The organism is Spirulina subsalsa CS-330, assembly GCF_028330765.1.
In the GTDB taxonomy this organism is placed as follows: Bacteria; Cyanobacteriota; Cyanobacteriia; order Cyanobacteriales; family Spirulinaceae; genus Spirulina; species Spirulina subsalsa_A.
Genome location: NZ_JAQMTY010000275.1, coordinates 1 through 11,734, shown reverse-complemented (window position 1 = coordinate 11,734; position 11,734 = coordinate 1). Strand labels below are relative to the sequence as shown.

The window sequence follows — 11,734 nt, the reverse complement described above, 5'->3', positions numbered from 1 at the left end:
CTTGGTTGGGTAAGCATCGCCGTTTAAGTAAAGACTATGAGCGCCTTCCCCAAATGAGTGAGTGTTTCGTCTATCAAGCCATGACCTCTTTAATGCTCAAACGCCTTACTGTTTAATCTTTTCTTTACAGATACCTTCTACCAACTCAAATACTTCTTCAATGAGTGGAATATGCTGATCGGTTTCAAATAGCCTCATTGTTTTGACTGTAGATGCATCTTGAGCAAAAATGCTTCCACGAATCCCTGTCATTCTTTCTAACTTCTGATCATGAAATACCGCTAGATTTCCATCAGACAATAGATTGATGTCTAATTCAATAGGATAGTTTTTGTTTACAGCACGTTCAAATGCTTTTAAAGAGTTCTCCGGTACAGAAGAGTCATTATGTAATCCACGGTGAGCAATGGGTGTATTCACAATCCAATTCATCATCCATAAACCTCGTTTAATTTTTTCGCCTCTCTTCTGCAACAACGCCGGGTTGAGGGATTGGATGGTTTAGCGGTCTAGATCAGCGAGAAGTTTGAGGTGATCGAAGACGGAAACGAGGGTGTTGGCGGTGATCATGCCGCTGGCGGCGACGGCGGGGACACCGATGCCGGGGAAGGTGGAATCGCCGCAGCAGAGGAGATTGGGGATGGGGGTGTGGCAGCCGGGAAAAATGCCGGTTTGGGCGGAGATGGCGGGGCCGTAGGAACCACGATCGCGCCTTAAAAAATGCCGATGGGTTAAGGGTGTGCCTTCGAGGGTGACGGCACAGCGATCGCGCAAATCCGGAATCACCCGTTCCATCGCCTGCCAGACGGGGGCGAGGCGTTCCTGTTTCATTGCGTTGTAGGCGGCGCTGCCCCGTTCGAGGGGGGCCCAGAGGTGAAAGGGTTCTGTGGCGGGGGTGTAGACATGGAGGGCCTGGTGACCCGGTGGGGCGAGGGTGGGGTCAAGCACCGACGGCATCGAGAACACGACCACGTTTTGCGGGTCGGTGACACCGCGCTCCCAATCGGCGACGATGATGCCGTGACAGTCGAGATGGTCTAAGCCTGCGCCATCGAAGCCGAGATGGAGATGGAGGAAGCTGTCACAGGCGGGGGGTGGGGTAAATTTGGCTTGGAGGTTGGGGTTGGGGATGAGGCGGATCGTGTCCCAGATTGAGGCATTGGAGGCGATCGCTCGCTTCGCCCGGATTTCCTCACCGCCCCGCAGTCGCACCCCGACGGCTTGCCCCGATTCGATCAAAATTTCCTCAACGGTGGCATTGCAGCGCACCTCGCCGCCGTGTTTCGTCACGCCGCGCACGAGGGCATCAATTAACGCCCCACTGCCGCCGAGGGGATAGTCCAACACCACCCCCGGCCGATACCAATCGGCGAACATAAACGCCATTTCCGCCGTACTCGTGCCGCTGGCGGGGAAGCCGGAGAGGAGGAAACAGAGGAGATCGAGCCAATGGCGGAGAAAGGCATCGCTGACCACCTCATCAACGATGCGGCTAAAGGGGGTGGTGATCTGGCGGAATGCGCCGAGGTGGTCGAGGAGATGATGGCTGGCACGGGCGAGGGTGAGGGGGGCGAGCCAATCCCAGCGCCACGCACCGGGGGAAATGGCGGTGGCAGCAGCACCGAGGGGAGCCATGACGCGCTGGAGTTCGCGCCATTGTTGGACAGCGATCGCCCCCCGTAATTCCAATAACAGATCACAAAACTCCTCTGCGCCCACCGTGGCCCGCACCTGGCCCTCCGGTAAATGGCAATCCCAACCGGTGTAGGTGGCACAGGGAACCGATTCCCCTAGGAGATGGAGCACCTGTTGGAGGGGATTGCTCGACGGCCAGCGGGTCAGCCCCGAATGGAGGGACGGGCCGAAATCGAACTGATAGCCTCCGCGTTGGAAGCTGTGGGCTGCGCCTCCCGGTTGGCTGTGGCTTTCACAGACCAAGACCTCGCGGCCGTAATAGGCTAAGAGTCCGGCGCAGCAGAGGCCACCAATACCGCTACCAATGACAATCACATCAGGTTGACTCATGGGGGAACTGCTCTAGAGATGGGGTGAATATTGAAGATCAGATTGAATTTTTGCGTCCAGATCCCAGGGGTGAGCCTGAGGTGCGATCGCCATTAACATGAGGTTTCATAACAAATTCACGACCTGCCAAGGGTTTCATTCCTACAATGGGAGATATTAAAATCACTTTGGTTTGCTCAGTTGCTCAGTGATTACGATAAAACAAACTCTTTCCCGTTGTCTGCCCAAGCCCCAATGACCCAGACACGATCGCAACCATCGCCGCCTCAAGGCCTAACCACTGCACAAGTTGAACTAAGTCGCAAAACTCATGGCTCTAATGTTCTCACCCCACCGCCCCGTGAACCGTGGTGGGTGTTGCTGCTGAGTAAATTTGAAGATCCGGTGATTCGGATTTTAATGATCGCGGCGGTGATTGCGATCGCGGTCGGTGCGATCGAAGGTGAATTCATCGAAGGCCTGGGTATTTTAGCGGCGATTTTCCTCGCCACGAGTTTGGCCTTTGTGAATGAATATCGCGCCAACCAAGCCTTTGAAATTCTCAATCACTACGTTGATGAGGCCAGAGTCCGCGTCATCCGGGACGGACACCCTACCACGATTCCGCGTAAAGATGTGGTGGTGGGTGATTGGATCTATGTGGAACAGGGGGAAGAAATCCCGGCGGATGGCGAAGTGGTCGAAGCCGTGTCCCTCCTCGTCAATCAGTCCAAAATTACCGGCGAATCCGAACCCGTCCGCAAACTCAGCCGCCCCGAACTCGATCTCAACAACCCAGCCGAATTCACGTACCCGCCCCACATGGTCTATCGCACCACGATTGTGGATCAAGGCAATGGGCTGTATGTGGTGACGGCAGTGGGCGATCGCACCGAAATCGGCCAACTCGCCACAGCGATCGCCACCGTCGAAGCCGGCGAGGAAACCCCCCTCAACCAACAACTCGAACGCCTCAGCGAATTGATCGGTGTCGTCGGACTCTTCTTCGCCGCGACCATCTTCGTCGCCCTCTTCTTGCGCGGTTTAATCACCCAAGATTTCGCTCTCACCGGCAGCCAAAGCTATTTCTTAACGGTGGTCATTACCGCAATTTTAGTGACACTCATTCCCGTCTGGCTCCCCGTCCTCTATGACGGTCTGCACTTGATTGATGAGGATCTAGACGTTCCAAGCTGGCTGGATGTGGAAACCCTTCAGGGTTGGTTAAAGGCCTTGGCGGGGGGTCTCGCCGTCTTGGGTCTGGGCGTTGGTTTAGGAACCCTGACGCAAACCTTGCCGCCCCCCTCCGGGCTATGGCTACCGCCCCACGTCGGTCAACTGTTGCTGGAATATTTCATGGTGGCCGTCACGATCATTGTGGTAGCCGTGCCGGAAGGCCTGCCCATGAGCGTCACCCTATCTTTGGCCTACAGCATGAAACGCATGGCCCAGAGTAATAACCTCGTGCGGCGGATGCACGCCTGTGAAACCATTGGCGCAGCTACGGTGATTTGCTCCGATAAAACGGGGACATTGACGAAAAACCAGATGCGTATCCATGAGGTGAATTTCCCCAGCCTCCATAGCCGCAAGGTGGCGGAGTTGGATCGCGCCACCCGGTTAATCGGGGAAGGGATGGCGGGGAATAGCACCGCCGATCTGGATAAAAAGCCAGGGAGTGCGCCCACGGTGATCGGTAATGCCACGGAAGGGGCGTTGCTCCTGTGGTTGGATCAGCACAAGCAGGACTACATTAGTTTGCGTCGCGGCTTAGATATTAAGTTTCGCCTTTCGTTTTCCACCCAGACGAAATACATGGCGACCTTGGGACATTCGGCGGTGTTGAATGAGGAGATCATGCACCTGAAGGGAGCGCCGGAGGTGTTGCTGGAAAAATGCTCCCATATTATGACGGAATACGGGATGTTTCCCCTCAGCAATAAACATCCGATCCGGGAGATGTTGCACGACTACCAAGCTCGCGGGATGCGGACGTTGGGGTTTGCCTATACCCGACTGCCGGATAATTTGATGCGGCCGGATGAGGATAACCAGGCACTGCCCCATTCGCTCTGTTGGCTGGGGTTTGTGGCGATCGCAGATCCGCTCCGGGATGAAGTGCCCGATGCCATTCGAGTCTGTTTACAGGCGGGCATTCAAGTCAAAATCATTACCGGCGACTGCACCGAAACCGCCCAGGAAATCGCTCGCCAAATCGGGCTATGGGACGATGACAGCGAGATTCAACACCCCTACGCCTTGATGAGTGGCAAAGACTTCCGTGCTCTCTGTGATCATGACGCTCGGCAGGCGGTGCAAGAGTTGAAGGTGTTGGCACGAGCGATCCCGTTGGATAAATTACGCCTGGTGCGATTACTCCAGGAGCAAGGCGAAGTGGTGGGCGTGACCGGGGATGGAACCAATGATGCCGGGGCGTTGAAGCAGGCCAAGGTCGGCCTTGCCATGGGTAGCGGGACAGCGATCGCCAAAGATGCCAGCGACATCATCCTCCTTGATGACTCGTTTAAAAGTATTGTTAATGCGGTGGTTTGGGGGCGATCGCTCTACAAAAACATCCAGCGTTTCATCCTCTTCCAACTCACGATCAACGTCGTCGCCCTGGGGATTGCCCTCCTCGGCCCCTTTATCGGCATCTCCCTCCCCCTCACGGTCACCCAAATGCTCTGGGTCAACCTGATCATGGACACCTTTGCCGCCCTCGCCCTCGCCACTGAACCCCCCTCCCGCCGCGTCCTCGAAGAAAAACCCCGCTCCCCGTCAGACTTCATCATCTCAACAGAAATGACCCGAACCATCCTGATCACCGGGGGAATCTTCTTAGTCTTTTTGGTGGGCTTCTTGCTGTATCTCAACCAAGGCGGCATGACAGACTATGAACTCTCGGTCTTTTTTGCGGTGTTTGTCTTTTTGCAGTTTTGGAACCTGTTCAATGCCCGCTGTCTAGGCGTGCAGCAGTCCGCATTTAAGGGGCTTTTGGATAACCAAGGCTTTGTCTGGATTGCCCTAACGATCTTTGTCGGTCAAGTGTTGATCATTCAATTCGGAGGGGATGTGTTTCGCACCGTGCCCCTGAATATCGGGGATTGGCTCAAGATTATCGGGGGTACATCCGTGGTGCTCTGGATCGGGGAGGGATGGCGCTGGTTACGCCATCGTCAGCAGGGCACGCCCTAACTTTCGGGCATCCTAACGGGTTAGGACAGACAAGGGGCTTAAGCCCCTTCAAAGTCTCTAAATGTCCTAACTGCCCTGACATGCGATCGCACGTCAGGGCAGTTTTGTGATTGGAAATTGATGCGTTTGGGGTGAAGCTGCGATCGCTCCTTCGCCAAGAAATGTAAAGTAAGATCACCGCTTCTGAATTGTGCATAGGAATCCATGGTGAACGCTGAACTCACTCAATCCCGCCCATCGCTTCGTCAACCCCGCGCCGTCCAAACCCTGTGGGTCGATACCCTGACCATCTTCTGGGGGGATTGGCTGGATCTGCGGGTGCGGGTGCTCCAGGTCGCGTCTACGGGCTTAATTTCACCCCTGATCTATATCCTTGCCTTTGGTCTTGGGCTGGGCAGTGCCTTAGATCAAGCCATGGATGCGCCGATGGGGGATAACTATCTGGAATTTATTTTGCCGGGGATGATTGCTCTGTCGTCGATGACGATTAGTTTTGGCGGTACGACGTTTTCGATTTGTGGCGATCGCCTCTACAGCAAAACCTTTGAAGAACTGCTCCTGATGCCGATCCATCCCCTCGCCCTCCATTTGGGGAAAATGCTCGCGGGGATTGTCCGGGGCTTAATGACCGCCGGATCGGTGCTCGTGGTGGCGATTCTCTTCACGGGCAAAGTGTGGAGCTTCATTAATCCGCTCTTTTTGCTGGTGGTGGTGCTTAACTGTGCTGTGTTTGCTGGCTTGGGGGTGATTGCTGGGTTAACGGTGCAGTCCCTCGAAAGTGTGGGCTTGTTTAATAATTTCGTGATTGTGCCGATGTCGTTTCTGGGCGCGACCTTTTTTGACCCCGCCACCTTACCCCTCTTGTTAAAAGGCGTAGTCTATTGCTTGCCCCTCACCTACACCACCACGGCATTACGGGCGGCAGCCTACGCGCCCCTGTCGGAATTTCCCTGGTACTCTATCCCGATTCTGCTCACGGTAGCGATCGCTCTGTCCTTCTGGGGTTCCCGCAAATTCGCCAATCAACGAGATTAACGGCGGTTGACCTAGCCTGACTTTGATCCCCTGAGCAGAGCAGCGAGCGAGACGCTCGCACACCAGGAGGATGACAGCCATGGGACTGTGAGCCTCTGGCTCACTCCTGCCCGATCCTAAAGTAGGATGCTCCCGACTCAGTTGGGCGCGTTGTTGCCAAGTTCCGCAGAAATCTATTGACATTTATTTTCAATAAGGACATAATGTCTTCAGTGTTCTCCTCTCTGTTATGGATTCAGCCGGTGGGACTTTGGCCGAGGTCAAGTCCCACCTTTTTGTGTTCAACTATTCGCGTTAGTCAAGACAAGGCTTGGTGGATCGGGAGCGATCGCGCCTGAGCTTCCCCACAAAATGCTAATCTAAGGAAAATTTACAAAACTTTAAGCTTCGCGTCGGGCGCAACACCCCCTAACCGAAATGACAGTAACTGAAAATAATGTTCAACAAGTCTCCTCAGCACCCTCGTCCTACGATGCGATCGTGATCGGCTCTGGGATTGGCGGCCTCGTCACCGCGACCCAACTAGCCGCCAAGGGCATGAACGTTGTGGTGCTCGAACGCTATTTAATTCCGGGGGGAAGTGCGGGATATTTTGAGCGGGAGGGGTATCGCTTTGATGTGGGCGCGTCGATGATTTTTGGGTTTGGGACGGAAGGAACGACGAACCTGCTCACTCGCGCCCTGGCGGCGGTGGATCAGGAGATTGAAACGATCCCCGACCCCTGCCAAATTCATTACCATTTGCCCAATGATTTAGAGATTAAAGTCCACCGGGACTATGAGCAATTTTTAGGGGAACTGTGCGATCGCTTCCCCCAGGAAAAAACCGGGATTCGCAAATTCTACGATGAATGTTGGGCGGTGTTTAACTGTCTCAATGTGATGGAATTGCTGTCCTTAGAGGAATTCCGCTACCTGTTCCGCATCTTTTTTCAGCGTCCCTGGGCTTGCTTGGGGTTGGTGAAATATCTGCCGCAAAATGTGGGAGATGTGGCCCGCCGCCATATCAGTGACCCGGAATTGCTGAAGTTTATTGATATGGAATGTTACTGCTGGTCGGTGGTTCCGGCGGCACAAACTCCGATGATTAATGCCGGGATGGTGTTCAGCGATCGCCACTACGGCGGCATCAACTACCCCAAAGGCGGCGTGGGCCAAATTGCCCAAAAACTCGCCACCGGCCTCACCCAGCATGGTGGCGAAATCCGCTACAAAGCACGGGTGAATAAAATTCTGATCGAGGGCGATCGCGCCGTGGGGGTCACCCTCGCCACGGGGGAAACCCTCCGCGCCCAACGGGTCATCTCCAACGCCACCCGCTGGGACACCTTCGAGAAACTCCTTCCCCCGGAAAACCTCCCCGCCCGTGAGCAACGCTGGCAGAGCCGTTACCAAAAATCCCCCAGTTTCCTTTCGGTGCATTTAGGGGTAAAGGCCGCCGCCCTGCCAGCGGGGACAGAATGCCACCATATCCTGCTCGAAGATTGGGCCCAAATGGAAGACCCGGAAGGGACGATCTTCGTCTCGATTCCCACCCTCCTCGACCCCAGCCTTGCCCCACCGGATCGCCACATCATCCACACCTTTACCCCCAGTTGGATCGACGCTTGGCAGAACTTGAGCCAGTCGGATTATGAGGCGAAAAAAACCGCTGCGGCCCAACGGTTGATCACCCGCCTAGAGGCCATTTTCCCCGGTCTGGGCGATCAGGTGGATTATCTGGAAATCGGCACAGCCCGCACCCATCGCCGCTTTCTCGGTCGGGAGGATGGCACCTATGGGCCAATTCCTCGCCGTAAGTTGCCGGGGCTGTTGACGATGCCCTTTAACCGCACGGCAATTCCGGGCCTGTATTGTGTGGGGGATAGCACGTTTCCGGGGCAGGGGCTGAATGCGGTGGCGTTTTCGGGGTTTGCCTGTGCCCATCGGGTGGCGGCGGATTTGGGGCAGGTTTAAGGGTCGGGGGTGGCTGCGAGGAGGGCGATCGCTTCTTCACACCAGGCCAGGCGATCGCGCTCGTAACGGATGCCATTGCGGAGGGTGAGGTACTTCATCCGCTCCGCGAGGGACAGTTGCGCCACGTCGGGATAGTCTTGCTGGGCGATTAGTTCGTAGGTGGTGAGGCGATCGCAGTGGCGTTGACGATGGCGAGTGAGGGCGGCGATCGCACAATCCCGCGAGAGTAATTCCCCCGCAAAGAGTTTAAGCAGCAGTTCATTTTTCAGCATCGGCGGCTCGCAAGGATACTGCACCCACGCCTGCAACTCCGCCCGACCCGCAGCGGTGAGAGCATAGATATTTTTACTCGGTTTTCCCTGTTGTGGAATCGTCTCAGCCACAAGCCAGCCTTGGGTTTCGAGCTTGTTAAGGGCGCGATAAATTTGTTGATGCCGGGCTTGCCAAAAAAAACCGAGGGAACCATCAAACTGCTTGGCTAGGTCATAACCGCTACAGGGCGACGCGAATAACGTCGATAAAATGGCATATTCCAAAGACATGGTGGTCGTGGTGAATCAGGGAAATGTCGCCGTGATCAGACTCCGGCATCAGCACCCTAGGGTGTGTCACCCTACATACCATATTCGGCGCATATTTGACGTAGGTAATCTGCTGAATATACACTAGAGTTAAATGCAATTTGTTGCATAGCGTCGTAATTGTATAAAAACATTGCGACCCACCGCCTAAATCATCAGTGCGCCGTCAGTCTTTTTAATCTCCATCCGTTTAGTTTGATGCGATCGCGTTTCGCGTGCGATCGTCACTCTCATCAGCATTGACACCCTGTCGGCATCTACCCCGCCGCCCCAGCCCCTTACCCCTGTTCCCATCATGACGACCCCACAACCTTCACACTATATCCCCCGCTATTCCGCCGAAAGCATCGACTACATCGTCCAGTCCGCCCTCGCCTGCCGCAAAACAGTAGAATATTCCCCCGCCCGGCTCCATCAACTCGCCCGCGAACTCAACATTCCCGCCGAACACCTCCACATCATCGAAGAAGACTGGCTCGCCACGCCCCCCCATAGCGCCGCCCAACCCGATCCAGTCCAACCCTCCACACCAGCCATCGACCATCAATCCTGGCTGAACTACTGCTTAGTGAATGCGGGCCTCGTGACCTTAAACCTGATCATTGTGGGGAGCTTATCCTGGGCGATTTATCCCATCGTGGGTTGGGGCTTAGCCCTCGTCCTTCACCCGACCCTCTCTTCCTCAAAATCCTAGGCCGAATCCCGGCCATGGCTTCCAGCGATCGTTTATCCTAGTCAGTACAGGTTACAAAGCTTTACACTGACACAACATTTTATGCACTGTATTATTCACCGCCGAGCGCAATTCGCGGCGAGCCATCGTTATTGGCTGCCCGAATGGAGTGAGGCGGACAATCAAGCCAAATTCGGGGCCTGTAGTCGCTTTCCGGGTCACGGCCACAACTATACGCTTTATGTGTCCCTCGCGGGCGAACTGGATCACTACGGCATGGTGCAAAACCTCTCAGCGGTGAAAGCGGCCATCCGGGATGCTGTGATCCAAGACCTCAATTTTTCCTATCTCAATACCGTGTGGCCAGAATTTGAAGAGACCCTCCCCACCACGGAAAATGTGGCGCGGGTGATCTGGCAGCGTCTCGCGCCTCACCTTCCCTTAATTAACATTCAACTTTTTGAACATCCTGAACTTTGGGCCACCTACGCCGGCAATAATATGGACGCAACCCTAACGATTAGCACCCACTTCAGCGCCGCTCACCGTCTGGCGTTGGAGAGTTTAGACTATGACCAAAATGTAGAAATTTACGGTAAATGTGCCCGTCCCCATGGCCACGGTCATAACTACCATTTAGAGGTGAGTGTGGCGGGGACGATTGACCCGCGCACGGGAATGATTGTGGATTTGACGGCGTTTCAGGAGGTGGTGGATCGGTTAATCGTCGAACCGATGGATCACACGTTCCTGAATAAAGATATTCCCTGCTTTGCAGAGATTGTCCCCACTGCGGAAAATATTGCGATGTATGTCGCCCAAACGTTGCAAGCTCCTCTCGCGGCGTTGGGGGTGGAGTTGGATCGCGTCAAATTGATTGAAAGCCCCAATAATTCGGCGGAAATTTTCTGCCGCACGGCGACGGCTCCCCACGGGTTAGGCGCGATCGCAGCCCCCGCCTTGGTTTAATCCCAACTCTCGATCCAAACGCCACCTTTGCCCTCATCCTAAATCCCTCTCCCAGTAAGGGCTACTGCTTATACACAAACTGCTCTTAACGATGTTCACCTTCTCTCGATCCCCCCTAGCCCCCCTTAAAAAGGGGGGAACGCAAAAAAGTCCCCCTTAAAAAGGGGGGAACGCAAAAAAGTCCCCCTTAAAAAGGGGGGAACGCAAAAAAGTCCCCCTTAAAAAGGGGGATTTAGGGGGATCAAACGCAGACGAGTCCAACATTTGAACGTTATGTATAAGCAGTAGCCCAGTACGGGAGAGGGACTTTGAACAAAAAGAGCGACGCACTCCCCCACCTGCCTGCGGCGAGGTGGGGGTCAAGGAGCGGTAGGGTCTTAGTCGTCATAGCCTTGATTCTCGATGTACTGTTTGAGAACAGACAGTGGAGCACCGCCAGAAGAGATGACACTAAACCCACGTTTCCAGAAAACAGGCTTCCAATAATAGGGCTTGAGTTGTTCAGCATAGCGTTTTCTAATTTCACGACTGGTTACAGTCTTGATGGTGTTGCACAGCCTGGACACTGATACTTTGGGAGCGAGGTCGATGAGCAAATGGATATGGTCTCTTGTGCCTAGATCGGCTTTGGCATTCTCAAGGATGCAGTCACTTTTAGCACAAATGCTCTCAGTAAGTGTCTTAATGTCAGCTTCTATCATTTCGGTGATGACAGGATGCCGATACTTTGTGACAAACACAATATGCACCTTGATGAGTGCAACACTGTGAGAGAACGACCTGAGCGTAGTTACCATACATCAACCTTTTTGACGGACATTACACAGTGTCACTATGTTACAATCCTTCGATGAAAGTCAAGAAGCCCACCAAAATCATCAGAACCGATAAGTGGACATTAAACCCAACCGCCCAACAGCGTGTTCTGTTTGGCGAAACGGTGAAAGTCTACCGTCGGCTCTGTCGGTATTTGGTAGGCATTGTCTTCACCCATTGGTCAGAGTTGGGCGGTTTATCCTCACAGCAACAAATCCCTGCGGTAGAGCGTTTAATCCACGCAACCGCTAAACATCCTGTGGTCAAGTATCCGTCCATGGATGGGGTATTTTACAAGTTCCCCAGCTACTATCGCCGAGCCGCCATCAGCTTTGCCATTGGGCAGGTCAGCAGCTACATCACCCGTTATCTTAAAATGTGCAAAGAAGACTCCCACTATAAAGCGAGTCCGAGTAGAGTTACCGAAGGTAACGGCGGACGTGCCTTTTAGTGGCGAGATGAATTTGCACCAACAAACAAATCGAGCGACAGCGAGTCCTTTAAT

The 11,734-nt window shown here is 54.3% G+C and carries 10 protein-coding genes and 1 pseudogene; 7 read left to right on the top strand and 4 right to left on the bottom strand.

Going from position 1 to position 11,734, the window contains the following annotated elements:
- Positions 1-116 (top strand): annotated as a pseudogene (locus tag PN477_RS19130) (IS5/IS1182 family transposase); the annotation flags it as partial.
- Here the strand turns inward: PN477_RS19130 and PN477_RS19125 are convergent.
- Both PN477_RS19125 and PN477_RS19120 read right to left on the bottom strand, forming a co-directional pair.
- Complete coding sequence (locus PN477_RS19125; RefSeq protein ID WP_272121623.1) at positions 106-435, bottom strand: glycerophosphodiester phosphodiesterase family protein; 330 nt, start codon at positions 433-435, stop codon at positions 106-108. The pseudogene PN477_RS19130 and the gene PN477_RS19125 overlap by 11 nt on opposite strands.
- 66 nt (positions 436-501) lie before the next feature.
- On the bottom strand, positions 502-2,025 hold the full coding sequence (locus tag PN477_RS19120; protein ID WP_272121621.1) for a phytoene desaturase family protein: 1,524 nt from the start codon (positions 2,023-2,025) through the stop codon (positions 502-504).
- Positions 2,026-2,259: 234 nt separating this feature from the next.
- Between PN477_RS19120 and PN477_RS19115 the strand changes: the two genes are divergently transcribed.
- The 3 genes from PN477_RS19115 to crtH all read left to right on the top strand — a co-directional run bounded on the left by PN477_RS19115 (position 2,260) and on the right by crtH (position 8,190).
- Positions 2,260-5,199, top strand: a complete 2,940-nt coding sequence (locus PN477_RS19115; protein WP_272121619.1) for a calcium-translocating P-type ATPase, PMCA-type — start codon at positions 2,260-2,262, stop codon at positions 5,197-5,199.
- 204 nt (positions 5,200-5,403) lie between these two features.
- On the top strand, positions 5,404-6,234 hold the full coding sequence (locus PN477_RS19110; RefSeq protein WP_072620785.1) for an ABC transporter permease: 831 nt from the start codon (positions 5,404-5,406) through the stop codon (positions 6,232-6,234).
- 417 nt (positions 6,235-6,651) lie between these two features.
- The gene (gene crtH, locus PN477_RS19105) at positions 6,652-8,190 is read left to right on the top strand and encodes a carotenoid isomerase (protein WP_272121616.1); all 1,539 of its coding nucleotides are present in this window, start codon (positions 6,652-6,654) and stop codon (positions 8,188-8,190) included.
- Here crtH and PN477_RS19100 read toward each other — a convergent pair.
- On the bottom strand, positions 8,187-8,732 hold the full coding sequence (locus tag PN477_RS19100; RefSeq protein WP_272121614.1) for a PadR family transcriptional regulator: 546 nt from the start codon (positions 8,730-8,732) through the stop codon (positions 8,187-8,189). The two genes, crtH and PN477_RS19100, sit on opposite strands and share 4 nt — an antisense overlap.
- Before the next feature lie 334 nt (positions 8,733-9,066).
- Between PN477_RS19100 and PN477_RS19095 the strand changes: the two genes are divergently transcribed.
- A complete protein-coding gene (locus PN477_RS19095; RefSeq protein ID WP_272121612.1) occupies positions 9,067-9,465 on the top strand; it encodes a 2TM domain-containing protein in 399 nt (132 codons plus the stop codon).
- Between the two features lie 81 nt (positions 9,466-9,546).
- Positions 9,547-10,413 carry a 6-pyruvoyl trahydropterin synthase family protein gene (locus PN477_RS19090; protein WP_272121610.1) on the top strand — a complete coding sequence of 289 codons (867 nt, stop codon included), beginning with the start codon at positions 9,547-9,549 and terminating at the stop codon, positions 10,411-10,413.
- Positions 10,414-10,790: 377 nt separating this feature from the next.
- Here PN477_RS19090 and tnpA read toward each other — a convergent pair whose 3' ends face one another.
- Positions 10,791-11,210: an IS200/IS605 family transposase gene (tnpA, locus tag PN477_RS19085; RefSeq protein ID WP_272121609.1), complete on the bottom strand. Its 420-nt coding sequence runs from the start codon at positions 11,208-11,210 to the stop codon at positions 10,791-10,793.
- 53 nt (positions 11,211-11,263) lie between these two features.
- Here tnpA and PN477_RS19080 point away from each other — a divergent pair, with 53 nt between their 5' ends.
- Positions 11,264-11,680 carry a hypothetical protein gene (locus PN477_RS19080; protein ID WP_272121608.1) on the top strand — a complete coding sequence of 139 codons (417 nt, stop codon included), beginning with the start codon at positions 11,264-11,266 and terminating at the stop codon, positions 11,678-11,680.
- Positions 11,681-11,734 lie beyond the last annotated feature (54 nt).